Origin of the sequence: Gemmobacter caeni (genome assembly GCF_003054195.1) — a bacterium.
Lineage (GTDB): Bacteria > Pseudomonadota > Alphaproteobacteria > Rhodobacterales > Rhodobacteraceae > Gemmobacter > Gemmobacter caeni.
The window spans coordinates 384718-407472 of record NZ_QBKP01000002.1; the positions used below are offsets into that span (position 1 = coordinate 384718).

20 protein-coding genes and 31 tRNA genes are annotated in these 22755 nt (G+C 65.4%); 1 reads left to right on the forward strand and 50 read right to left on the reverse strand.

Annotated elements, in window-relative coordinates; genetic code table 11:
• Nucleotides 1-6: 6 nt before the first annotated feature.
• From pth2 to C8N34_RS26245, 39 genes are all read right to left on the reverse strand, one after another.
• Nucleotides 7-423, reverse strand: coding sequence for an aminoacyl-tRNA hydrolase (gene pth2 / locus C8N34_RS04755; RefSeq protein ID WP_199750726.1), 417 nt, complete (start codon nt 421-423; stop codon nt 7-9).
• A gap of 18 nt (nt 424-441) precedes the next feature.
• A tRNA-Val gene (locus tag C8N34_RS04760) sits at nt 442-516 on the reverse strand.
• A gap of 30 nt (nt 517-546) precedes the next feature.
• A tRNA-Val gene (locus tag C8N34_RS04765) sits at nt 547-622 on the reverse strand.
• A 191-nt stretch (nt 623-813) separates the two neighbouring features.
• Nucleotides 814-1245, reverse strand: coding sequence for a GatB/YqeY domain-containing protein (locus C8N34_RS04770; protein WP_108128036.1), 432 nt, complete (start codon nt 1243-1245; stop codon nt 814-816).
• A 27-nt stretch (nt 1246-1272) separates the two neighbouring features.
• Nucleotides 1273-1347, reverse strand: a tRNA-Thr gene (locus C8N34_RS04775).
• 50 nt (nt 1348-1397) lie between these two features.
• Entirely contained in the window at nt 1398-1691 is a 294-nt protein-coding gene (locus tag C8N34_RS04780) for a hypothetical protein (protein ID WP_108128037.1), read from the reverse strand.
• 22 nt (nt 1692-1713) lie between these two features.
• Nucleotides 1714-1798, reverse strand: a tRNA-Tyr gene (locus tag C8N34_RS04785).
• A gap of 35 nt (nt 1799-1833) precedes the next feature.
• Nucleotides 1834-1917: transfer RNA gene (locus C8N34_RS04790), tRNA-Leu, on the reverse strand.
• 436 nt (nt 1918-2353) lie between these two features.
• Nucleotides 2354-2428, reverse strand: a tRNA-Glu gene (locus C8N34_RS04795).
• A 32-nt stretch (nt 2429-2460) separates the two neighbouring features.
• Complete coding sequence (locus C8N34_RS04800; RefSeq protein ID WP_158640755.1) at nt 2461-3210, reverse strand: SIR2 family NAD-dependent protein deacylase; 750 nt, start codon at nt 3208-3210, stop codon at nt 2461-2463.
• A gap of 105 nt (nt 3211-3315) precedes the next feature.
• Nucleotides 3316-3391 (reverse strand) — tRNA-Trp (locus C8N34_RS04805).
• Between the two features lie 8 nt (nt 3392-3399).
• Nucleotides 3400-3489 (reverse strand) — tRNA-Ser (locus C8N34_RS04810).
• Nucleotides 3490-3501: 12 nt separating this feature from the next.
• Entirely contained in the window at nt 3502-3726 is a 225-nt protein-coding gene (locus tag C8N34_RS04815) for a hypothetical protein (protein ID WP_108128039.1), read from the reverse strand.
• A 192-nt stretch (nt 3727-3918) separates the two neighbouring features.
• Nucleotides 3919-3993: transfer RNA gene (locus C8N34_RS04820), tRNA-Gly, on the reverse strand.
• A 178-nt stretch (nt 3994-4171) separates the two neighbouring features.
• Nucleotides 4172-4248, reverse strand: a tRNA-Arg gene (locus C8N34_RS04825).
• 192 nt (nt 4249-4440) lie between these two features.
• Nucleotides 4441-4515 (reverse strand) — tRNA-Ile (locus C8N34_RS04830).
• An 84-nt stretch (nt 4516-4599) separates the two neighbouring features.
• A tRNA-Thr gene (locus C8N34_RS04835) sits at nt 4600-4675 on the reverse strand.
• A gap of 9 nt (nt 4676-4684) precedes the next feature.
• A tRNA-Lys gene (locus tag C8N34_RS04840) sits at nt 4685-4761 on the reverse strand.
• 301 nt (nt 4762-5062) lie between these two features.
• On the reverse strand, nt 5063-5350 hold the full coding sequence (locus tag C8N34_RS04845) for a hypothetical protein (protein ID WP_108128040.1): 288 nt from the start codon (nt 5348-5350) through the stop codon (nt 5063-5065).
• 314 nt (nt 5351-5664) lie between these two features.
• A tRNA-Met gene (locus tag C8N34_RS04850) sits at nt 5665-5741 on the reverse strand.
• A 15-nt stretch (nt 5742-5756) separates the two neighbouring features.
• A tRNA-Gln gene (locus C8N34_RS04855) sits at nt 5757-5831 on the reverse strand.
• 207 nt (nt 5832-6038) lie between these two features.
• A tRNA-Cys gene (locus C8N34_RS26235) sits at nt 6039-6122 on the reverse strand.
• A 510-nt stretch (nt 6123-6632) separates the two neighbouring features.
• Nucleotides 6633-6722 (reverse strand) — tRNA-Ser (locus tag C8N34_RS04860).
• An 87-nt stretch (nt 6723-6809) separates the two neighbouring features.
• A tRNA-Arg gene (locus C8N34_RS04865) sits at nt 6810-6886 on the reverse strand.
• Between the two features lie 73 nt (nt 6887-6959).
• Nucleotides 6960-7034, reverse strand: a tRNA-His gene (locus tag C8N34_RS04870).
• 7 nt (nt 7035-7041) lie between these two features.
• Entirely contained in the window at nt 7042-7656 is a 615-nt protein-coding gene (locus tag C8N34_RS04875) for a hypothetical protein (protein WP_108128041.1), read from the reverse strand.
• Between the two features lie 447 nt (nt 7657-8103).
• Nucleotides 8104-8179, reverse strand: a tRNA-Ala gene (locus C8N34_RS04880).
• Nucleotides 8180-8209: 30 nt separating this feature from the next.
• Nucleotides 8210-8285: transfer RNA gene (locus C8N34_RS04885), tRNA-Met, on the reverse strand.
• Between the two features lie 49 nt (nt 8286-8334).
• A tRNA-Asp gene (locus C8N34_RS04890) sits at nt 8335-8410 on the reverse strand.
• Between the two features lie 7 nt (nt 8411-8417).
• A tRNA-Phe gene (locus C8N34_RS04895) sits at nt 8418-8493 on the reverse strand.
• A gap of 130 nt (nt 8494-8623) precedes the next feature.
• Nucleotides 8624-8701, reverse strand: a tRNA-Pro gene (locus tag C8N34_RS04900).
• Between the two features lie 35 nt (nt 8702-8736).
• Nucleotides 8737-8812: transfer RNA gene (locus tag C8N34_RS04905), tRNA-Gly, on the reverse strand.
• Nucleotides 8813-8918: 106 nt separating this feature from the next.
• Nucleotides 8919-9004: transfer RNA gene (locus C8N34_RS04910), tRNA-Leu, on the reverse strand.
• A gap of 24 nt (nt 9005-9028) precedes the next feature.
• Nucleotides 9029-9104: transfer RNA gene (locus C8N34_RS04915), tRNA-Asn, on the reverse strand.
• A 133-nt stretch (nt 9105-9237) separates the two neighbouring features.
• Nucleotides 9238-9394, reverse strand: a tRNA-Met gene (locus C8N34_RS26240).
• A 48-nt stretch (nt 9395-9442) separates the two neighbouring features.
• Nucleotides 9443-9519, reverse strand: a tRNA-Pro gene (locus C8N34_RS04920).
• A 14-nt stretch (nt 9520-9533) separates the two neighbouring features.
• A tRNA-Ala gene (locus tag C8N34_RS04925) sits at nt 9534-9609 on the reverse strand.
• Between the two features lie 55 nt (nt 9610-9664).
• Nucleotides 9665-9741, reverse strand: a tRNA-Pro gene (locus C8N34_RS04930).
• A 405-nt stretch (nt 9742-10146) separates the two neighbouring features.
• Nucleotides 10147-10299, reverse strand: a complete 153-nt coding sequence (locus C8N34_RS26245) for a hypothetical protein (RefSeq protein ID WP_158640754.1) — start codon at nt 10297-10299, stop codon at nt 10147-10149.
• A 270-nt stretch (nt 10300-10569) separates the two neighbouring features.
• Between C8N34_RS26245 and C8N34_RS04935 the strand changes: the two genes are divergently transcribed.
• A complete protein-coding gene (locus C8N34_RS04935; RefSeq protein ID WP_108128042.1) occupies nt 10570-11223 on the forward strand; it encodes a hypothetical protein in 654 nt (217 codons plus the stop codon).
• A gap of 71 nt (nt 11224-11294) precedes the next feature.
• Here the strand turns inward: C8N34_RS04935 and C8N34_RS04940 are convergent, their stop codons facing one another.
• The 11 genes from C8N34_RS04940 to C8N34_RS04985 all read right to left on the reverse strand — a co-directional run bounded on the left by C8N34_RS04940 (nt 11295) and on the right by C8N34_RS04985 (nt 22754).
• Complete coding sequence (locus C8N34_RS04940) at nt 11295-13817, reverse strand: DotA/TraY family protein (RefSeq protein WP_108128043.1); 2523 nt, start codon at nt 13815-13817, stop codon at nt 11295-11297.
• A 154-nt stretch (nt 13818-13971) separates the two neighbouring features.
• Nucleotides 13972-14610, reverse strand: coding sequence for a hypothetical protein (locus C8N34_RS04945; protein ID WP_108128044.1), 639 nt, complete (start codon nt 14608-14610; stop codon nt 13972-13974).
• Between the two features lie 101 nt (nt 14611-14711).
• Entirely contained in the window at nt 14712-16877 is a 2166-nt protein-coding gene (locus tag C8N34_RS04950; protein ID WP_108128045.1) for an AAA family ATPase, read from the reverse strand.
• A gap of 104 nt (nt 16878-16981) precedes the next feature.
• Nucleotides 16982-18211, reverse strand: coding sequence for an AAA family ATPase (locus C8N34_RS04955; protein WP_108128046.1), 1230 nt, complete (start codon nt 18209-18211; stop codon nt 16982-16984).
• Nucleotides 18212-18222: 11 nt separating this feature from the next.
• Nucleotides 18223-19044, reverse strand: a complete 822-nt coding sequence (locus C8N34_RS04960; protein ID WP_199750725.1) for an RNA ligase family protein — start codon at nt 19042-19044, stop codon at nt 18223-18225.
• Nucleotides 19038-19457 carry a hypothetical protein gene (locus C8N34_RS04965; protein ID WP_108128047.1) on the reverse strand — a complete coding sequence of 140 codons (420 nt, stop codon included), beginning with the start codon at nt 19455-19457 and terminating at the stop codon, nt 19038-19040. The genes C8N34_RS04960 and C8N34_RS04965 overlap by 7 nt, the downstream gene beginning before the upstream one ends.
• Nucleotides 19457-19918: a hypothetical protein gene (locus tag C8N34_RS26250; protein ID WP_108128048.1), complete on the reverse strand. Its 462-nt coding sequence runs from the start codon at nt 19916-19918 to the stop codon at nt 19457-19459. Before C8N34_RS26250 ends, C8N34_RS04965 begins: the two co-directional genes overlap by 1 nt.
• 51 nt (nt 19919-19969) lie before the next feature.
• On the reverse strand, nt 19970-20677 hold the full coding sequence (locus C8N34_RS04975) for a hypothetical protein (protein ID WP_108128049.1): 708 nt from the start codon (nt 20675-20677) through the stop codon (nt 19970-19972).
• Nucleotides 20674-20886: a type II toxin-antitoxin system Phd/YefM family antitoxin gene (locus C8N34_RS27275; protein ID WP_158640753.1), complete on the reverse strand. Its 213-nt coding sequence runs from the start codon at nt 20884-20886 to the stop codon at nt 20674-20676. Before C8N34_RS27275 ends, C8N34_RS04975 begins: the two co-directional genes overlap by 4 nt.
• Nucleotides 20883-21887 carry a hypothetical protein gene (locus C8N34_RS26260; protein WP_158640752.1) on the reverse strand — a complete coding sequence of 335 codons (1005 nt, stop codon included), beginning with the start codon at nt 21885-21887 and terminating at the stop codon, nt 20883-20885. Before C8N34_RS26260 ends, C8N34_RS27275 begins: the two co-directional genes overlap by 4 nt.
• Before the next feature lie 39 nt (nt 21888-21926).
• The gene (locus C8N34_RS04985) at nt 21927-22754 is read right to left on the reverse strand and encodes a hypothetical protein (RefSeq protein WP_108128051.1); all 828 of its coding nucleotides are present in this window, start codon (nt 22752-22754) and stop codon (nt 21927-21929) included.
• Between the last annotated feature and the right edge of the window lies 1 nt (nt 22755).

Here is a 22755-nt window from a genome sequence, read left to right on the forward strand (position 1 = left end):
GCGTCCTCACCGGAGCTTCAGGTGTCCGGTCAGGGCGTGGATCCGGTCCGGGTCCCCGGGCCCGATCGCGAGAGCGGTCCTCGTCGGGACCCCGTTGAACTCGGTCCGGCCCGCGTCCGTGATCAGGCAGCAGGGGATCCGCTCGCGGAGCGCGGCCGCGTGGAGGGCCGTAAGCTCCTCCTCCGTGTCGACCCCGACCGCCACCTTGGCGAAGGGGCCGTCGAGCCACATCCGGACGAACGGGTCGCGCCGGTGCGCGAGATAGGCCCCCATGGAGGCGTGCGCCCCCTGGGCGATCTCCTTGCCGCGCCGCATCTTCAGATCCGTGCGCAGGATGATCATCTGTTTGAGCCGCCCCTCATGGCGGCGCATGAGGCGGCGGAGCGCCCACATGGGCAGGTATCGTCCGATGAGCCGGAACATGGGATCTCCGCGATAAGGTGGTGGGTCCTGAAGGGGTCGAACCTTCGGCCTCTCCCGTGTCGGGGGAGCGCTCTACCGCTGAGCTAAGGACCCGGAGCCGCGCCTGAGCGGCGCGAGAGGCGATGGTGGGTCCTGCCAGGTTCGAACTGACGACCTCCTCGATGTGAACGAGGCGCTCTACCGGCTGAGCTAAGGACCCGGGGAAGGTGCGCCCCGCCCCGCTGCCCCCTCCCCCGCCACCTTCCGGCGCAGGGTTCGGGGTCCGCTCATCACGCGGCGGCAGAGGTTAACGTGCCCTTACGGGGCGGGGCTGGGGCAGAGGCGTCCGGGGCACGTGCGGCCCCGATGGTGCGCGAACGGGGGAGCGACCCCCTTGCCCGTCTCGGATATTCAGGCGGCCAGCAGGCCGCGCACGACGGCGGAGGCGAGCTTGCCGTCGTAGCGGCCCGGGAAGTCCGCCTTGAGGGCCGCCATCACCTGGCCGAGCCCGTCACCGGCCCGGACCCGGGCGGCCGCATAGGCCCGGAGCTCGTCCTCGCTCAGCTGGGCCGGCAGGTACGCCTCCAGGGTCCGGATGTCGGCCCGGAGCCGGTCCGCCTCCTCCGGCCGGCGCGCCTCGACCGCGGCGAGGGTCTCCTCGGCCCCCTTCAGGAACTTCCTGACCACCGCGACCAGCTCCTCCTCCGTGAGGGGGCGCTGCTCGGGCAGGGACTTCGTCCGGGTCTCGATCTCCCCGATCAGGGTGGTGAGCAGCCCCGCCTCCGGGCGTTTCGTCTTTCGGGCGGCGAGCGCGTCGGCCCGGAGCCGGTCCAGGGTGGTCATGATATGGTCCTCGTTCTGATGGAAGGATGGTGCCGTCGGGGGGGCTCGAACCCCCGGCCTCCCCCTTACCAAGGGGGTTCTCTACCACTGAGCTACGACGGCGTTGGGGATATCGGCGGGGCCGATATCTCCGAGATATCGTCTACGGGCGATCAGACGGGCGCCGGTTCCGGCCGGGCCCGTCTCGCCTCGATGTTCCGGATCCCGTCCGGGCTGATCAGGAGCTGGCCGCGCACGTAGGGTCGGCCGTCCCGGAGCGTCCCGGTCGTGGCGGCGAGCACCACGACGTTCCCCTCCCCGATCAGGCCCATCAGCCCGTCCCAGTCCTCCGGAGAGAACCGGGTCGGCGGGTCGATATAGGCCCAGCCGTCCGCCCGGTGGGTCTTCCCGGGGACCGGCTCCCCGGGCGGGAGGAACGGGCTCTGAAAGCTGGGGTGTTCGGCCATCTCGGGCTTCTCCGGTTGAAAATGGTGGGTGGTCCAGGGTTCGAACCTGGCGTGCTTTTCAGCGCCTGATTTACAGTCAGGGGCCCGTCCACTCGAGCATACCACCCATGAGACGAGACAGGGCTCGTCGGTGTAGAGGGTCTGGTGCGGGCCGCCGGACTCGAACCGGCACGTCTTGCGACAGGGGTGTTTGAGACCCCCGCGTCTGCCGTTCCGCCACACCCGCATGGCGCCTCGGGGCGCTCGGGGAAGGGGTGGCCCTTCCCGGAACGTCCCGGTCCATCCGCCGCAGCGCGACCGTCTCGGCCCGACGCTCCGCCTTCCGGCTCTTCTGATGCGCGCCCGCCTTGCGCAGGCGCATCAAAGCCACGTGCCCGTTCCGGGGGCGCGGCAGGGTCCTCTTCCGCTTCATCGCGGGTCTCCTTCTGATGATGGTGGTGGTAGCCCGTAGGGGAGTTCATGCCGGTCCGGATCGTCAGATCCGGGGATCTCTCCGGTGGAGAGATCAAGGCAGGAACGGGCGGAGCCAAGAACCCCTTCGTCGAGAACGATGGCAGCCCGTGCGAGAGTTCGCGCCGGTCCAGGTCATGGGACCTGGGGATCTCTCCAGTGGAGAGATCAAGGCGAGAACGGGCGGAGCCCGGAACTCGCCTTTTTGGGGGTGGTAGCCCGTAGGGGAATTGAACCCCTCTCTTCAGGTTGAAAACCTGATGTCCTGACCGATAGACGAACGGGCCGTAGAGCAGCCCCGTAGGGCTGATCAGGTGTCTCATGCGGCGTCGCGCATCAGATCTGAAACGATCTGATCAAGCTCCTCCGCCGCCTCCGCGGCGGGCCGCAGGAGGGCGCGGGTGAACCGGTCCGGCCGGATCATACCGGGCTGCCACCGGTCCGGGGGGACCGGGGAGAGCACGTTGAGGACGGTCCGGCAGGGGGCCTCCTCCGCGATCTGTCCGATCGGGATCACCGCCCCGTCCGTGCCGATCACGACCAGCACGTCCCGCGGGCGAAGGTCCGCGAGGACCCGCCACATCTGCGGATAGAGTGGCGCCCGCTCGTGAAAGAAGATTACGTCCGGCCGGACCGCCCGCCTCGAGGCGCATTTCGGACAGCGTCCGGTCTCCGGGTCCCAGGGGTTGGCCCCGATCTCCCAGGCGGACCCGCAGGCCTCGCACCGCATCCGGGTCAGCCGGCCGTGAACGTGCAGCACGTTCCACGCCCCGGCCCGCTCCAGAAGGTCATCGACGTTCTGGGTGATCAGGGTGCAGTGGTACCGGTCCTGCCAGGCGGCGAGGAGCCGGTGGGCCCGGTTAGGCTCGGCGCGCGCAGCTGCGGCGCGCCGGTCGTTGTAGAACCGGTGGACCGCGGCCGCGTTCCGCTTCCAGGTCAGCTGGTTGCAGACCTGATCGATATGGTGCCCCTCCCAGAGCCCGTCCCCGCCCCGGAAGGTCAGAAGACCGCTCTCGGCGGAGAGGCCGGCTCCGGTGAAGACCACCAGGTGCGGGTCATTTCCAGTCATGATGATCATCCCTAAAGGAAGCCGCCTGTCCGGCGGGAGATTGAAGACCGGGGTCGAAACGAAGCCACCCGGTTTTCCTCTAAGCCGCCTATCCGGCGGAAATCTTGGCAGGGGCAGAGGGATTTGAACCCCCGACATCCGGTTTTGGAGACCGGCGCTCTACCAGCTGAGCTATACCCCTGTATACCTTGGCGGAGAGGCAGGGATTTGAACCCTGGAGGCCCTTTCAGGCCCTCCGGTTTTCGAAACCGGTGCAATCGACCACTCTGCCACCTCTCCAAGTTTGACCGGTCAGGCCGCGGGGAACCGCTGCGCGTTCCGGTACTGCGCGATCGCGCTGTAGACCGCGTGCCGCAGGGCCGCTGCCCCGGTGACGAGGTCACAGCTCAGCTCATGCAGGAACCCTGCGATCGCGATCTTGACCTTATCCCCCTCGATGGTGCCGCGCACCGGGAGCATCCCGTCCAGCGTCCCCTTCAGGGAGGTCTCGTCCATATGTTCGATTTTCAGACCCATGATGTTTTTCCTTCTTCTTGGGTTCTTGTTGCGCCGCGCCGATCTTCGAGGCGGCGGTTCTGTCCGTTGACCGTCCCGGACCCCGGATGGGTCGGACGGCCCCGCCCAATTCAGGGCGGACTTATATCCCGCGACGTGATCTGGCGCGGCGGGGGCCTATCCCCCTCGTGGGGGGCCCTCTCGGGCCCGGTCTGGAGCGGCGAGAGGGATTCGAACCCTCGACCCTCACCTTGGCAAGGTGATGCTCTACCCCTGAGCTACCGCCGCGTGTGCCCCCAGATGGTGTCCGGAAGGCCCATGATATGGTCCATGAAATGAACCGGTGATGGAGTCCGGCCGGCGCTAAGCGCCTCACCCGCCCGGGGGCAGGTTATCCGGACCGCAACACAGGTCCTTGGGGCGGGCGCCCTTCGCGCCGGCCTATCCGTCAGAGACGGGCATGAGGTGGCGCCCACGGAAGGAGTCGAACCTCCGGCCTCCTGGTTCGTAGCCAGGCGCTCTATCCAGCTGAGCTACGTGGGCGCAATGGTTCCCGGTTCCCACCTGCCGGGGACGCTGTTTGGCCGCGTCGGGTTATCTGAGAAGGTCCGTGCCAATCCGGAACTTCAGGGGTCCGGACCCCGTATCCAACATCCCCGGCCACAGCGGGACATTGGTGGCGATCAGGTTCTCATCTCCCGATCACGGTCGTCGTGCCCCCTTTGGGGGGTGTTCTGGTCGTCCCAGGAAGAATTGAACTTCCGACCCCAGAGTTATCAGCTCTGTGCTCTACCACTGAGCTACGGGACGAGGGGACCGGCGCGCCGTGGCGGGGCCGGTCCGGGTGGGCGCGCCGCGTGCCGGAGGCAGTGGCGGCGGGCTCGGAATTGGGTGTGGTGCCGGCAAGAGGACTCGAACCTCCGACCCCCTGATTACGAATCAGATGCTCTACCGTCTGAGCTATGCCGGCCCGTGTTGGTGGTGAACCCTCTGAGATTTGAACTCAGGACAACCCGATTAAAAGTCGGGTGCTCTAACCAGCTGAGCTAAGGGTCCGGAAAGGAGGGCTGGTGGCTGGCTTGGTCCGTCACGGAGTTGCGCTCGCAACGTCGCCCTTTGCAACTATCGGACCGCGATGTTCTCCGGGACCCCTTGCGACATCCCGGCTCCTGTCGCGCCTCCCCAGGCAGCAGCCCTCCTGGTCCTCTCATCAGAGCCCGAAGAGGCGGGCCCAGAAACCGCGCCCCTGTCGCGCAACCCGGCGCCGGGGCGCTGAGATCGCGTTCAGATGGGCAAAGGCAATGGTGGGATGATCCATGGTTATTCTCCTGTTGAACCGTTTTTCGCGTTGTGTCCGTCAGGCGTCCGGGGCGGGCCCGGCGAGGGCGGCCCGGTAGAGCTCGGCCCCCTTCTCGATGAAGGCGCGCGCCTCCGCCTCCTCCATCCAGCCCGCGTCGAACGGGCCGTCCCCGTAGGGCTCCTCGTGGTAGAATTCCGGGGCGCCGATCACGTCCGCGCCGCCCACGGAAAGGGACCAGCGAGACCCTCGGGCCCGGAAGTAGAACGGGGCCCCGTCAATGAGCCCCTCCGCCTGGACCGGGCAGTTCCCGCCGATCTCGTCGATCCGGATCTCTTTTTCGCTCATCGCGCGCTCCTTTTGTTTTTCGCCGGGACCGGCTGTCAACCGCCCCCTATGGAGGCGGGTCACCGGTCGCGCCCGGGGAACGCGTAGCTCCCGTGGGTCGCCGCTCCGGCCCGGCCGATGGCCGGATCCTGAATTCACTGGCGCGGGACGGGTCGCGTCCCGCGCCCCTCCGATTGCTCGGAGAAGGCACCACGCCCATAAGCCGCATTTCTACGGCTCTTCCTGTCCTTCCGGGTTCCGTGCGAGACGGGGAAGGCTTAGGCCCCGTGAGGGCGGGGGATGTTGTGGGCCGACGCAGGCGCTGACCCGGAAAATGGTGGTGTGAGCGGGGATTGAACCTGCGACCTCCCGATTATGAGTCAGGCGCTCTGACCGGCTGAGCTACCACACCGTGTGTCGTTATTTTTGGCTGGGGCGGGAGGGATCGAACCTCCGTATGTCGGTACCAAAAACCGATGCCTTACCGCTTGGCGACGCCCCAACGATGCTTGATGAGTGGCGGTCCGGATCTCTTCCGGCCACCTGTGAACCTCATCATGTCTAAGCGGGCTGGTCCCCCGGCCCGGGCGCTCCCGCCCTTCGGTCGACCCCGAGGGGCCCGCCCAGACATGATCAGGCTCGTATTCCGGACCCGCGGATGAGCGCGGATCCCTTGTTATGCGCGCAGATTCGGGTCTTGCGCGTAGAGTGGAGGTGCCGCCGAGAGTTGAACTCGGTCTCTTGCGAGGCATCGGATTTGCAATCCGCCACGTTACCGTCCCGTCCCGGCACCCTGTTGTCCGCGGTTAGATGGTGGTGCCCGGGGTCGGAGTGCGGGCTTCAGGGCGGGTCCGCGGCCCTTCCCCTACTCCCCTCGACCGGCCCGGACGGGAGGGCGGCAGCTACCCCGCCCCGATCCGTCCAGCCCGGCTTACCGACATCTGCGCTCATCGGCGCCGCTCTGGTTAAGCTACCCGGAACCTGATGATGGGGGTCTGATGGACGCCCCATTATCTCTTTTCGTTTTCTGGTGGCCACAATAGCATCTTAAAATGCGATACCCCTTACGAACCCTGCCGCATTAGCAGTGCGTTAACATCTTCCACCGCCTGAGGAGGGGTGGATTTCCAGCGGGCCGATGGGGAGATTGACCCCCGCAGGTCCGCTAGGAGTTGACGGTTCATCGGGCGCTAACGCGTTCCCCTCCCCGTCCAGCAGCGGCGTGTTCCTCCGCTGTTTCGTGTCGTCCCCGCGTAGAAAACGGTTCAGGATCGCTTTCGCCGCAGGCAGCAAGTTATATCTATGGCGGACGGACCGGGATTTGAACCCGGGAGACCATTTCGGGCCTGGCCCCTTAGCAGGGGGCTGGTTTCAACCACTCACCCACCCGTCCTTATCCGTTCGTCCGCACAACCGAAAATCCTCAGAGGTCTGTTTCGGGTGTCATGAACGCTTCAGTCGATCATTTTTCAAAGAGAGATGGCGCACCCGAGAGGATTCGAACCTCTGACCTTCGCCTTCGGAGGGCGACACTCTATCCAGCTGAGCTACGGGTGCGTGCTGTCCCGTTCATATCCGGGCTCTTTGAGACGTGCAATATAGATTTTCGCAAATCATCAGATTTTCCAGATGGTCCCGCCTCCAGGAGTCGAACCTGAGTCTCTGCGTCCACAGCGCAGCGCTCTGACCATTGAGCTAAGGCGGACCGGGGCTCACCCGTCTCCGGGCAGCACCTGTGCGGTGAGCGCGTCGATCATCTCACTCAGGAGGGTGACGTTCCGGCAGACCGCCTCCCCGTACCGGTCGGCGGCCTCTCTGATCGAAGCCTCGCCGAGATCGGCGCCGAGGGCCGTCGCCGCGAACACGTGTGCCCGGGCGACCCGGATCGTCTCCTTCGCGAAATTCATCTGTCCGACCCGGAAGCTCCGGGCCCGGGACGGGTCATGCTCCAGCTCCGCCCGGAGCGCCTCGACCTGGTCGATCGGGATCGGGGGTCCGCTCCGGACCGGGACGACCCCGTGGCGCCTGAGCGTCTCGAGGACGGACCTGGCGTGATGGGCGAAGATCCCCGCATAGGCGGCGGGCGGCATCGCCTGAATCGGGGCCTCCCCGAGCGCGGTGAGGTAGGGATGCGCCGCCCCGTCCCGCTCGAGCCCGGCCGTGCAGGCGTCGCAGAGCCGGTCCGCGTCCCCCAGCCGCCCCTCATCGGTGAGGATCAGCCGGGTCGTGTCATGGGAGGTCGAGCCGTAGCCCCCCTCCAGAACCGGTCCGGTCCGGTAGACCCAGGCGTCCGCGTTCCCGCAGAGCCCGCAGGGGCGCTTCTCCATCGTATCCCTCTCATGTCTGATGGACCGTTATGGTCCGGAAATTCTTTCCAGGCCCCCCGGTGTGCTGTTACGCCGAAGATCTGTCTTCTCCCCCCGGGTCATCCAGCGCAGGAAAGGTTTCCTGCGCGTTCTGATTTCGAAACGCTCCACCGGAGCGTTTCGTGCTCTACGAGCACCAATCATCACCCCCTGCGGCGCGGACACGATCGACCCGGGAAGGGCGTCCACGCTTTTGTGCAGGTTCCGGACCGTGCTGAGCCCGACCGGACGCGGTCCGCATGCCCCCGCAGGTCCGGATATGACGATCCGGCTGCCACGAGGTGAAACGGCGACTTTCGCGATGATAGGGGATCACTCATTAGGGGGTGGCTGCCTCTAAGCCCACCCGCCGGAGTCCCGAAACCGCGCCCGGCCACACGGGCGCCTCATCGGCCTCGCGGCCGAAACTGGTGGACCCTATCGGACTTGAACCGATCACCTCCTGCTTGCAAGGCAGGCGCTCTCCCAGATGAGCTAAGAGCCCGGACTCGGGACCCGGTCGGGTCCCGATGAGTGGTTGCGCAGGGCGGATTTGAACCGCCGATCTCCTGGGTATGAGCCAGGTGAGTTAACCACTTCTCCACCGCGCGCCAGGGCGGCCCTCTCGGGGCCGTCCGGGGACGGGGTGATCGTGAGATATGGCGAAGCGTACGGGGATCGAACCCGTGATTTTCAGCGTGACAGGCTGACGTCTTAACCACTCGACTAACGCTCCGTTTTTTTGGTGCCTGAGGGCGGGTTCGAACCACCGACACCCGGATTTTCAGTCCGGTGCTCTACCAGCTGAGCTACCCAGGCGGGATATCTTTCCGTGGGGCCCGGATCCCGCCCTGACCTGTCGGGGTCAGGGCTTCGCCGTCCGACAACGACCGGCCCTCCGCGGGCCGTCCGGGGCTCCCGGAAAGACATCCGTATTCGTTTTTCATACTGGTCGGGCTGAGAGGATTTGAACCTCCGACCTCCGGTCCCCCAGACCGGCGCGCTAACCAGACTGCGCCACAGCCCGAAATCTCTCCAGATGAACCTGTTCTTACGAAGAAATGGAGCGGGCGACCGGGTTCGAACCGGCGACATTCAGATTGGAAATCTGACGCTCTACCAGCTGAGCTACACCCGCGAAGCGGTGCTGCTCAGGCCGACAATGCCTTCGATCAGAAGGTCACGAGAGGCGACTGAGCTATACCCGCGAAACCGAGGCGCCAGAACGAGCGTCTCAGTCATGATGGTGCCCGGGAAGGGATTCGAACCCCCACGGCCTTTCGGCCACCGGCACCTGAGGCCGGCGTGTCTACCGTTCCACCACCCGGGCATGGGGATGAACAGGACAGAATTTTGGCTCCCCAGAACGGGCTCGAACCGCTGACACCTTGGTTAACAGCCAAGTGCTCTACCAACTGAGCTACTGGGGAACACACGGCGGGGCCACCGCCGTGAACTGGTCGCAACGCCGGATCGCCTGTCCGGTCACCCGGCCTCATGAGGGCCGGGCGGCGCTTGCACGTTGCGCGGGCCTGTTGACGGTCCGGACCGTCTCATCCCGGATGGTTGCGCAGGTCAGATTTGAACCCTGCGGCCGAAAGCGTTCGGCCGCGTTCGGGCCTTGAAACGCTCCACCGGAGCGTTTCATCCGGCCATGCCGGACCGGCCCTCACCCTCCTGGTTATGAGCCAAGCGAGCTACCGGACTGCTCCACCGCGCGCCGGGGCGGCCCACGTGGGGCCGTCCGGGGACGAGGTGATCCTGATGATGGTCGGGGCGGCGGGATTCGAACTCGCGACCTTCCGGACCCAAACCGGACGCGCTACCAAGCTGCGCCACGCCCCGATATGGGTAGAAAATGGTGGAGCTGAGGGGGCTCGAACCCCTGACCCCTTGCATGCCATGCAAGTGCTCTCCCAGCTGAGCTACAGCCCCATCATATACCAGCGGCAGCTGGCAGGGACCCGAAGATCGCCTCACGTTTTCCTTATGGTCGGGGTGACAGGACTTGAACCTACGACCTCCGCGTCCCGAACGCGGCGCTCTACCAGACTGAGCTACACCCCGCTGAGGCGGATCTCGCCCCCGCAACCCATGATGCGAAAACGAATCGCGGATCGAAATTAGGAGGGGGATCACGGTTCCCCCCGGACCGCCCGACGTTACCGCCAGGAACGGTTCAGCCGCACGGATACCGCGCAAGGCCTCCCCTGCCCGTCCGAAGACGGGTCTGAGCCGCGGTCCCGGTTCCCCGGTCTCACGTCTCACGCCCCCCGTTTGGTCTCGCGCATCATCGGGTGTTGACCCTAGCGCCCGTGGGGCGAACGTCCTGCGATGTCAAAGAGCGGCGACGGGGCCTTGCGGTCCTGTCCCGGCGATGCATCACGGATCTGTTTGATCTTTGATATTCCGCCGGTATCTGGGTGGGTGGGGCGTTTCCGTCCTACCCGGTCCCGGCGGTCTGGCGGATGATCAGCTGATCATCTTGCCTCCGCCGGTGTGCGCCTCTGGGGATGTCCCGCACCGATTGCCCTGATGGGCCGATCCGGTAATCATCGTAAAGGGGCGCCACATATCCAAGGAGAGCTTGCGCACATAAGCTGCGTTCGCGACGATGCTCTGCATGATGCCCTCCCTTGGATTCGGCGTTGCGTTTCCCGACCATGATGTCAGGTGGGATGATTCTTAACCGAGGATCGAGAAGATGGGAAGCCCCTTTTTTCGCAATGCGTGAAAAAATTGGCAAGATAAGAGGACATTCAGGTTAAGACTTTGAAAAATATGGACATCATGATGTGGCGCGGAATTTTTTTCGCAAATCTGTATCGAAAATGATTGACACAAGATATACGGCTTACCACGTTGAGAAACACAAGCGGTCAGAGGGACCCTGAGATGAACGACGATAAGAGGATGGAGGGCGATATGTCCGATGCGACGAACCGGGTGGGCTCGAAGGTCCACTACACCGCAGAGGAGGCGGAACTGCTCCTCCGAAACGTGAAAGGATACGGCAAGCGCCCCTCACTGTTCTATCGTCTGGGTGTCAAGGCGGAGCGGGTTGCCCAGAACAACCGGGCGGTCGGCTGGACGCTAGGTGCGATCCTGGGTCTGATCCGGTTCACGATCTGGAACAGCCGGGCCGGGCTCTTCTTCGGGACGCTGGGTTACTGGACCTTCGGCCTGCTGACCGCGGCCTGGTTCGGAAACTACGGCGGTAGTTACATGTCGGCAACTGGCATTCGCCCTGTTGACATGTTCCTCCTGAACCCGCTGGTCATGTTCGCCCTAAGCGTGATGCTTCTCGTTATCGGGATGAACAATCTCGACGACAGGCCCTGGGTCCTAATGGGGCTCGACAAGTTGGTATTTATGCTAAGCTTCATCGTTGCCTATCTGGGCGCTATCATCATGGGGATCCTGTTCGCGATCTCGCTCCTCTTCGGGGCGGATAAGATGGGGAGTTCAGGTACCATCATGATGATGTTGTTCCTCTTCCTAATCCCGGCAGGCTTCCTAGCCATCGTGAAGCTGAAGGACGAAATGTAGATCGGAAAGAGAACTCGGCTCAATGAGTAGGGGCGGCGTGATATACGCCGCCCCTTTCCGTGTAACCTCGATCAAGGTGAGCTTCGAGGAGGAGTTGGCGGCGGAGCCCCTGAGGAGCCGACCTGTTTTGCGCTGTACGCCGATCCAGTCCTCGACTGGAACCAGCGTGCGGCCGAACGGACCCCTTTCTGCGCTGAGGAGGGGGCAGTAGTTCCGTCCGAAAGCTGACGCATCTGAAACGGCTTCTCCATCTGGTTGCCCAGAGAGTTGGTCGCAACCGCCGCAGCCCCGGCCGCCGCCCGGATCCGGTCCTCGCCGCCGCCGATGTTGATGTTCTCGCCCATCCACTGCATCACCCGGCTCGGAAACTCGGAGATCAGCGAGAAGCTCCGCTCGAGCAGGAAGATGTAGGCGGTCACGATCATGATCGAGAAGGCGATGACTCCGATCATCGCGATGAGCGGGTTCGCACCGCCGCTGATCCCGGAGACCGCGTAGAACATCCCCGACGAGATCAGGGTCGAGGTGATCCGGAAGATCGCCATCCCGATCAGGAAGCCGAACACCATCAGGACCGGGGTCATCAGGAGGGCGAGAAGCATGAGCCACCCCTTCTGTCCGGCCATGCCGGATATCCCGTCCCCGTCCATCCGCATATGGGCGAGCGCCCAGAGGTTCACGGCGACGATCGCCTCGACAATCAGCAGGAAGTATCCGGTCACCCCGAGGACCCAGTAAAAGAACGGCATCAGCGGCAGAACGAAGGAGAGGGTCGCGCCGGCCGCGAGGATGACCGAGAAGAAAGGGACTGCGATCACAGCAACGCTCGTACTGAAGGCCGAGATTCCGAGGAGAGTGATCCCGAACATGATCAGCATACCCCCAGTGGAGATCAGGCCCACCATAGGATCCTTGCCGACAGAGTTCGCCGGATCAAAGAAGCTCAGCATCCCCGCCTGCGCTGTCTGGATCCCGCCCGAGATCCAGCGTCCGATTTGGCTTATGAACCCCTCAGTAGAGGCGCCCGCGTCCGCGTTCGCGTCGATGATGTCGCTCGTGCTCATGTTGAAGCCGAGCGCCGCCAGAGGGTAGGAGGACCTGGAGTAGAGCTCCGTGTAGCGGGTCAGGATCCGCTGCGCCTCCTCCTCTGACGGGAGCAGCTCCCCGCGCGAGTTGCGCCCCCAGAGGATCCCGCCCCCACCGGCGGAATCGACGAAGGTGTCCTGGTTCATGCCGTACATGGTCATGTAGGTCGGCCCGGTTGCGACCGACTGCGCCGTGGTCAGGGAGTTGATCTCCGCATTCACCCGGGCGAGCGTCGTGTAATAGGCGCCAGCCCCGATCCACCCCTCCCCGTAGCACTCACCAGGCCGCGCGTTAGCGTTGTCACCGCCTCCCGCAAGCGTCGTACACCCGCCGGAGATCCGGTCGAGAAGGTTCTGGCGCAGGCTCCCATGACCCGCCCCGCCCGCGGCGATGCCGCGAAGCTCCTCGGCGAGAACGTTCATGCGCCGGTTCGCCTCCTGGCTGATCCGCCGCAGATCCTCTGTGAAGATCGCCGGCTCCAGGATTGCGGAGTCGAAGACGTCCTGACGGACCGGGGCACCAGATCCGGACCCGGTCACGAGGCCGTTCACCTCGGTCTGGACGTAGAGCATGATGTCACGGTGGCCGGCCGCGAACCGATCCATGATGCTGGTCGCGGCAGCGCTGTCCGGTCCGTTCTCGTCCAGGACCCGCAGGATATAGGCCGGAAGATCAGGCGTGTACCAGCTCCCGCAGATTCCGGGGCTCTCAGGACGCGATCCGCCGGTGACATAGGTCGTCGATTGATAGCGGGGGAAAGTGGGGACAGCGTCCGGATCACTCCAGGCCGCCATCCGAACGCCCTGACCGTTGATCGGAGAGGCGACAGGCGTCTCCACCTCCGAGTAAGCAACACGTTTACTGCTCCCGATCGTCGCATACTGATAGTTCAGGAGTGCCATGCAAGAGGCGTTGTCATAGAGGGTCCGGATCATGTCCGGACTGTAGCGGGTCTCCGAGGTCGCGATCGGGATGTCGCCGGAGAGGATCAGCGTGACGGATCCCCGCCAGATCTCCGAGGCGATGTTCGTCGACCCCTTCACGACATAGGCGACCCCGAGCTGCGCGATATTATATCCCCCGTAGTTCGGGACCGGGACCAGAAGCCCTACCGCAAAAAGGACCCGGATCGGGGCCCAGAGGGAGGACCAGCGTTGTCCGAGCACCTGCCCCTCATGGGCGGACTGGAGCACGCCGACCGTGACGTTGTAGAAGAACATCAGACCGCCGATCACCAGGATGATCACGTTGAAATAGCCGATGATCGAGGAGAAGACGGTTCGGTTCCCGGTCGCCCCCTCCGCCAAGGCAGCTGAGGGGAAGAGAGGTCCGAAGAGCTCATTCAGCAGGACAGAGCTGTAGGCGTCCCCTGTCCTGGTCCCGAACAGGTCCCCATAGTCGGACGGGGTCGGCAAGGAGCCGCCGGGCGTCGCCTGTGCGACCGCCTGGCTGACCATCATCAGGGTCACCCCGAAAATGAGGATCAGAAGCTTTTTCAGGTCGGGCATGAAGGGCTCCTCGACGACGATGCGAAAAAAGAGAGATCACCCCCAATGTCGCATGTAGGCGAGGAAAAATACAGGACAGATTATCACAAGCGTTGCTGCGGCCGCCTGCTTGTCCACAAGTTTATCGAGATCTGCGTGCCAAGGCGTCCTGTTTTCAGACGGGCTCCGGGTCCGACGCGGAGGTCTCCTGGTAGGCTGTGAGGAGATCGGAGAGGCGCGTTGTTCCGCAGAGGATCTGATCCCGGAAGATGTCGGTCGGCAGGTCCCGCGCGTCATGGAAGGCAAAGATGCCCTCCGAATGTGTCCGCCTGCCAACCAGAATCCTTCGTTCCCGCGGATCATCGCGTCTGAACAGCCGGAGGAGCTCGAACCCCTCGAAGGGTTCCGTGAACGGATGGTCCTCCTTTCGGCCGCGGTCAAGGCGAGGGCCCGTAAAAAGGGGAACGGCCCGCGTCAGCGTCTCAAACAGAGGCTCCTCAACCGCCTTGGCGAACAGCTCGATGTCGGGGCGGGTTCGAGGAAGATGGCGAGAGAGGCTGACCGTTCCCTGAGCGCAGATCAGAAGGGTGATGTCGCGGCCATCCCGGATCAGACCGATCTTGAGCCCACCACGCTTAAGATCGACGACCGAACCGATCGTCAGATCCGGGCGCCTCCCGAAAATCTCTATGGCGGCCTGCAATGCCTTTTTGCGCAGAGGGAGACCCCCCTTCTCGTCCCAGCTCACAGGCAACATGTTCAGTCGGGCCAGATTTTCACAAAAGGAGCGGTGGTGCTCCAGATAAACGTCCATGACCCTCTGATCCCTTTATGTTAGCGCTGCAAGCATCTGAACTTAGAGCCATTCAAGATGCAACCATAAATAAAACCTAAAATCACCGCGCGCTTCCACGTTCAGGATTCATCCATGGCATCAATGCAGACCTTCGACAAGTCAGACCAAAGACAGGACTCTCCGCTTAGCCTTTGAAATATGTCGTTTTCTGAGGGAATCGGCCGGGATCTTCCCGAATCCGACCATATCTTAGAGAGTCTGGCTATTTCAAAACGGATGGCTTCCTTTAGCCTTTGACCCGAAAAGGATGGCATGGGGATAGTTTGGATATCCGAATTACCTTTTTGATCGCGATTTTTAACTGTAGCGAAGCCGTATGTATCTTTTGATACGTTCTTCTTAATAATAGCGATCGACCTTTTAAGGCTGATCCTCTTTCCAATAGATGTGAAAATACTATCTTCCGATAGTATCATATCAACTGTTTCGCTTACGCTGTGATCAAAAGGCGTATCGATATTGAGGATGATCAACCGCGGTGACTCACGCTCCAACGCGGTCGTCAGTGCGACCCGTGCCGCGTCAATGCCGGAGGTGGTGGTCAGCTCGACGGGGGACAGATCAAGCTCGGAGGCGAGGGCGAGCGCGAGGGTCCGCCGGCCTACGCCCTCAGGGCCGTCCAGGTGCACGGTGAGAAGATCATCCTTTCGCCTTCCGACAACCACAGAAGCGAGGTCCTGAACCGCCTGACGGTGACCGGACACCCGAAGCTCAAGTCTGGAGACCAGGTTTCGGATGGACTCTTGCTGATCAGAATCCGCGAGGGGCTCGAGGTGCGGGAGAGTTCCGCCGAGGCGCCGTACCGCCTCGCGAACGTCTCCGACTTGAACGGATCTTCTCCCCGCAAGACGCGCACGCACGCAGGCGGTGTCCAAGACATCGAAGGCCTTGTCCGGGAAACGCCGATCCGGCAAGTAGGCCTCCGCAAAATCGATCACCCGGTCCAGCATGCGCTCGTCCGCGGTCAGACGGTGGTGGGAAAGGTAAGGGGTTGCGGCTCCTTTCAGGATGTCCCTCATCAGGTCGACGCGCGGCTCCCGCACCCTGATCAGCTCAAATCGCCGCATCAGGGCGGCGTCAGCTCGGATCAGCTCCATCTCGTCATGTGTCGTGGCCCCGACCAGTGAGAGCCCGTCCCGCGCGAGCGCCGGCTTCAGGAGGTTCGCCCCGTCCATCCCGCGCTCGGCCGTCGCTCCGGCCCCGATCAGCATCTGCATCTCGTCGAAGAACAGGACCGCCTTGCGCTCCGCCGCGAGCTCGATCAGGAGCTCCATGCGGATCTCGAAGTCTCCCCGATACCTGGCGCCGGCGACGAGGGCGCCGAGCGATGCCTGTAGGACCGGACGGCTCGACAGGGTCGGATCCGCCGCCCGCGCGATACGGGCGGCCACCCCCTCCATCAGGGCCGTCTTGCCGACACCCGGGTCACCGACCAGGAGCACGTTCGACTTCCGGCGCCGCATGAGGACCTCGCAGATCTGATCGATCTCGCGATCACGCCCTACGACCGGGTCGAGACCCCCCTGACGATGCTGCTCCGTCAGATCCCGCAGAGAGCGCTCGACGGCCCGCAACGCCTCGGTCCGCTCCTTCTCTGACAGGCTGGATTTCGGGGGCTGGGAGCGTTCACGGGATTCAGACACCTCCTCGGGTGAGACCCGCGTCCGGTCCTCCTCGCTCCGGCGCGCCCCGTCCATGAGGCCGGTCGTCTCTGACCTTTTCGATTTCGCTTTCGGACCGTCAAAAACCTCCTCACAGATCCGGTCGAAACCGGAGAACATCTCCTCCTGCTCGAGGCCGTCGAGAAGCTCATCGAGATCCGGAAGCGGCTCCCGGAGGAGGATGTCCGTAGAACTGCGCGAGGCTCGGGCCTTCGACGCCCTTCTTGGTGCGGCGACGGTGGACTCTTCCGGATGAGACACCTTCAAAAGGTCAAGGACCGGGGCGACCCGCACCGTCCGACCGCTCGTTGAGTTCTCCAGCGTCTGCATGACCTGATCGGACACGATGAGCCGGCGCGGTTCGATCGAGGATCTGCGCTTGTGGTAACGAAATCCGGCGAGCAGGTTGGACAAGATCTCGTCATGGTCGAGCCCCAAGGCCCTGATTTGTTCCCGCCCGGATTCCCCGTTCAGAAGAACGAACAGCAGATGTTCCGCCTCGACCCGGTCATACCGGTAGTCTTCGGCTATCCTGCTGGCGTCGGCCAGGAGCTGATCGATCATGAGTCGTCCCCGGAGAAATCGTGACCGTCTCAATATAGTATGAGAAAATCATTATCCAGCACATTTTGATTTTCAAAAAAGAATGCTTTGAACGCCCCACGTGATCAAAAGAGATCGGGGTCCTCGGGAGTCAGTGATGCCCGCTCTGTGCCGCGGCACCTGAGGGTTGAGGTCTCGCCGGAACTGTTCACGCTCAGGATATCGTGCGCCTCCTCCGCCGTCGGCGGCTCCCTCTTGAGGGCGAGGTGCGTGATGACCTGGTCAGGCACCGCGTTCTCCCCTCTCCCCCGGTTCCTCTCCATGGCAATCCGGGTTGGCACGTCCAGGCTGACAATCTGGACAGAAGCGTCATAATCCCTTGCGAGACCTACGATCTTCTGCCTTGTGAGCCGTGTGAGGCAGGTCGCATTCCATGCGAAGTCCTGACCGGACCGCAGGTGAACGCGGGCCGCCTCGAAGCCAGACTGTAGGACGGCGCCTTGGTTCTCTGTCGGTCCGACCCCGAGACCTTCCCGGATCCGGTCGAGAGAGACGACCGGAAGCTCTGGCCGGTTTGCGCGGAGCCAGCTGTCCTTGCCGGACCCCGGCAGACCCGACAGGATGGTCACGCAGGGTCCAGTCGGATCTGGCGGGGTGAACCATGGGGAGGCGTTCACGTCCCCCCGTAGGAACCGGAGCCGGGACGTGTCGCTCTTGAAGGGCCAAGGGCCCTCCAAGAGATCCACCTGATGTGTCTCACGCACCTCCTGTAACGCGATCCGAAGGAGCTGGAGTGGAAACAGTTTATCCCCGTCCGACAGGGAGATGCGCCCGTTCTGGTCCGCCTCGCACAGAGCGAGCAGCTCGGCCCAGCCCCCCTCCCCCGCTTCGATCGAGAACCGGATCGCCTTGTTCAGGGTCTGGTCGAACCCCTGGTCGATGAGGTGCGAGGGACGCATGTGCCAGGCGACGAGCGCGTGAACGTCCCGGGCGAAACGGACCGGCGCCCCCTCGTCGATCAGGTGCTGCCAGATCATTCGCGCGCCGAGGGCGGCGTGACCCGGCTGGCGAACCCGGACGCGGCCCCCCTCCTCCTCGATCACGGTCGTGGCGGGCTTTCCGATGTCATGCGACCAGGCGGCGACCCGGAGCACCTCCTGGCGTTCGGGACGCATCGCCCGGAAGGTCGGGTCCGCCTCGAGCGCCTCGACCACACGCGCGGTGTGCTCCCAGGGGGAGCCCTCGGCGTGGTGGACCGGGTCGTGGGCGCAGGCGTCCATCGCCTGAAACCAGGGGAAGACCCCCGCCATCTCCGTGCGCCCGGCGCCCCGCCGGGCCATGTCGATCCAGCCCATCGCTGATCCTTTCAGAAGTCCGGCTCGGCCCGGTCCGGCCCCGCCAGGATGTCGACGCCCGGCGCGAGACCGTTGCGGATGATCGGCCGGTCCTGCCAGTGCGTACCGCTCTCCAGGATCGTCTGGACGAACCCGTCCCGCACGATCTTGTAGCGGGCGATCGTCTCCCCGCCCCGCTCCACCTTCAGGTAAAGCCCCTCTGAGAGGTCAGACGTTCCGGTCTCCCGTAGCGCCCGATCCGGGTCCACCCCGGCCCGCTCGGCCGCCTCCGCAAGTGCGTCGCGCCACCCCTCGCTACGGTAGAGGGAGGGCCGGATCAGCGCACGCAGCGCCCGGTCAGAGGCCGGCCAGGCATCTGACAGGACCGGGACGGACAGGATCCGTGACCCGGACAGCAGGTCCCGGCGCGCCGGGGTGGACAGGAACCGGTCCTCGCGCCGGTCGTAAATGTCGAACTCGAAGAAGAGGTGCGGGAGCCGGTCATAGAACAGGGTGTGCCGGGCGAACAGCCACTCCCCATACATCACGTAGCGGTCCTCTAGGACCTCCAGCAGCTCCGCCTCGAGGGACGCGGCCCAGGCCTTGAGCGGGCCGAACTGCGCCTCGCGCGCCCCGCCCGTCAGGTAGTGACCGCGGGACTGGACCAGGAGGTCGAGGTCATCACTGAAGGAGAGGCCGCAGTTCGCCCCGTCCAGCTTCTCCTCCGTGATCAGGTCCGCGTCCGGGTGCAGCGCACGCAGCTCCGCGATCGAGGCCCGGTCCGCCCCGTCATCCCCCGGCTGGAGCGCGGATCCGGCGAGATGCGGGGTCCGCGGGTATTTCCGGATCAGCACGGCTCCGGTTCCGGGTCCGCCTCAGGTCGCGCCTCCAGGGACGGGGCCCGAGCGGCCGCCATCGCGGCGCGCCGCGCGTCGAGGAAGTCCTGGGACCAGGCGTTTCTCGCCTCCCGGGCCGCGATCACGCGTCTGCGGGCCTCGTGGGCCGCCGCGACCCCCTTCTCGGTCAGGTACCAGACGTCGGTCGGAGCACCACCCAGGAGGGAGACACGCGCGCCGGACCTGATCAGCCCCGCTTTTCGCAGCTCCCGATGCGGCGCCGAGAGCCACCGGTCCCCGGGCGTCATCCGCCCGCAGGGGGTCCCGTCCTCCTTGAGATGGCCGGCGAGCAGCTGATCCCGGTAGGGGGCCTCCTTCGGGAGCGGACGCCCGACCAGGGATTCCGACGGGGTGAAGGGGCGCTTCGCCATCAGACCGGCCGGAGCGCGAGGAAGCCGGGGCGCGGGACCACGGCGAGCCAGGTCTCCTCCGCCCCCCTCCCCGTACGGACCCGGTCAGAGGTCTCGGCCGGCGGGAGCGGGTCCCCCGCCCGGTCCACCCCGATCAGATCGATCACCGCGAAGCTTGAGGTGGACAGCGCGGACAGGGCCGGCATCAGCAAGTCGAGCGCCTCGCGCGTCGGCTCCCCGGGCAAAAGCTCCCCCAGCCGGACCATGCGCGCGCCCCGGCTGAACCGGCGGTGAAGCTCGGACAGGAGACGCTCCGCCTCCCCGATGAACGGGGTGCGACCAAACACCTCCCGCAGGCGGTCCCGAACGTCCGAGAGGTTCTCGAGCGGGACGTCGTGAATCGGATGATGCCGACGATTTCCGCAGACCGTGCAGTCCCCCGCCATCTGCGGGTCCAGCTCAGGGGTATAGCGGTGACGCATCGGATCGCCTCATTTGCGAAAAACAATCAAGATACCGTATTCGAAATCAGTTCAGGGGGCAAGCTGCTCCTCCTCCGGCCCCTCCGGTTCCCACCCCTCCCGGACCTCGAGAAGGGGAAAGCGGGACGGGAGCACACCGCCCCGCGCGCAGCTGAGCGAGAGCGGGTCGTCCAGCTCGTCCCACCAGACCCCGACCAGGTCCGGAAGCGCCGGCGCGAGCACCCGGTCCGCGAAGAGGATCACGAGGCCGCCCAACGCGTGATGCGGGTCCGCCCACCGCTCGAGCGCCGCCATCCCGGCCGGGGTCAGCCGGACCCCGTCGAACGGCTCAACGGCCGGACCCTCGTCCGGCCCGCCCTCCTCCCAGTCCTCCTCAGCTTCCGCGATTGCCGAGGCTTCGTCAGGCAGGATCATGTAACCCCAGTCGTCCGCCTCGTCGTCATAGCGCCAGGCCCGCCAGAGGGTCATCCGCTCGGCCAACCCCTCGGAGACGGCCCAGTTGATGATCTCCGCCTCCTGCCCGTCCGAGAGGGAACAGGCGTCAAACCAGAGGGCGCCGGGACGGGACAGGGTCCAGTCGGGCGCGCGCCCGCAGCGCGCGATCCCGCGCCAGGCGTCCGGGTCCACCGAGACGGAGAGGCAGAACGCCTCGAGAGAGAACCGGTTGGCGACCGCGCGCCGGCCCGGGTCGAGCGTGCCCACATGGGCGACCGCGTCGATCCGGACGAGCGGGAAGGAGAACGGGTCCGGCGCGCTCACGAGGGGCGACCCGGGTCTGGGGGGTGCCCCCCGGGTCGGGTGGCATCAAGCAGCCGCTCGAGAGCGGAGACCGGCAGGAGGACCAGGTCGGGGCCGTTGCGCCGGGTGATCCGGAACGGGCCCTCCCCGCGCTCAAGGCGACGCAGGACCGTCCTGAGGTCGCGCCGTAGCCGGCTGGCCGGGATCGGCTCAAAGAGGTTCGGGTTCACGGGGCGGGCCCCTCCTCCGGCGCGTAGATCTCCGAGAGGTGGTCCGACGCGTCCGCCTCGATCGGGGCGCCGGTCCGGACCCGCAGGGTCGCGGGCGCGTCGCTCACGTCGTTGTAGCCGTGCGCCTTCAGCTGATCCCCCTCGAGCTCGATCATCAGCTCCCGCCCGTCGGCGGTAGCGATCAGGAGCTGGTCCGCGCGCAGGGTGATCCGCAGGTCGAGCCGGCACGGCTCCTCCGCCCCGACCTCCTCATCCGGGCGCCAGTCATGCAGCGTGACGAGAAGCTCCTGCTCCTGGGCGGTCGTGTCCAGAACCATGACCTTCGGACCCGGCGTGGGGGCCGGGTCCGGGTGGACCGTTCCGGTCTCATGAAAGGCACGGGCCTGATCAAGGAGGTCCCGAAGGACGGCGTCCTCGGCCGGGCTGGAGACCCCCTCCTTCGGGTTGGACCCGAACCCGGACCACCAGGGGATCCAGGCGACCCGGGCCGGGATCTCGTTGGTGAGCTGGAACTCCCCCATCGCGGGGAGGCTGTCCAGGATCCGCCCGAACCCGGCCTCGACGGTCGGGTGCGTGTGCGCGGAGACCTGCTCGAGCGGCCAGTCCGCCGCGATCTCCCTGTCCGCCTCCGACTTTCGGGCCGCCCAGACCGTTCCCGACTCGTCCCGGAAGAGGGCCCCGAACACGTGACGGGTCCCGACATGCTGGGTGCAGGAGCGGTGGTCATGCAGGCCGCCCCGATCATCGCGCAGGAGCAGGTAGGTCCCCTCCGGGATCGGCTCCGGCCCGAGGTGCCAGATCGGGGCCGCGAGCGGGCTCGCGACGACCCCGTCCGGCAGCCGGCCGGTCACGACCAGCTCCACCGCCTGGCGCCGCTCCGGGTCTGACCCGGCCCGGAACCCCCCGTCCAGGTCGAACCAGGCGGAGCCGTAGGCGAGGTCGGAGAGCGCGTTGCGCGTCTCCTCGGAGAGGGGGGCGTCTGATCTGATCCGGATCCGCATGGGGGACCTCCTGTTGGGAATGGTGCGAAGGGTCTACGGCTAGGGGCCGCAGGGGCCGTCCTCGTTCGGGGCCGTTTCGGCGACCGGCGGGGTCCATGTGCTGGTCACCGCCGACTCCACCTCGACCCCGATCGTCCCGTCCGAGGAGAGCCGGATCCCGATCCGGTCCACGACACGTCCCGGCTCGTCGAGAATGAATTCCGCGAGGGATTCGAAGACGATCTCGGCGTGCTCGTTGAAGGAGCCCTGTCCCTCGTTCGGGGCCAGGGTCAGCTTGCCGAACTCCGAGCGGAAGACGAGCGGCGGCAGCTGGCCGGCCTCAAAGTCCGTCTCCACCTCGGCCCCGTCCGCAGCATAGGCCCGTAGATCCTGCAAGCCGGCGATCCCGTCCTCAAGAAGGTATTCCGTCTCCACGCGCTCCGCTCCGGCCTTCCGGAGCTGCCCCGCAAGCGCCTCCAGCTGCGACCGGATGACGGCCCAGGCCTCCGCCCTCTGATCTGGCAGGACCTCCGGGCAGCTCATCCCGAACGCCCCGTAGACGTCCGCGGGCGCGTACTCCGCCATCACGTATTGTCCGTCCGGGTCCATCACGGTGAGGACCCCCGTTTCCGAGACGGTCACCGGGAACACCTCATCGGGCTCCTCCGACCAGTCCTCGAGGTCACCCGCCTCAACGGCGTCGCGCGCCGCCTGAAGGTCCTCGAGCGCCTCCCGTTCCAGCTCGGTCCGATCCGGGTTCACGTGATAGAGGCGGGCCCATACGATCGCTCCGAACGCCTCCGGCGCCGCGTCCGGCGCGTAGGCCGGGTGCGGGTCCAGCCCGACAATCGGGGTGTCCGCGGCGAAGAGCATATATCCATTGACCATC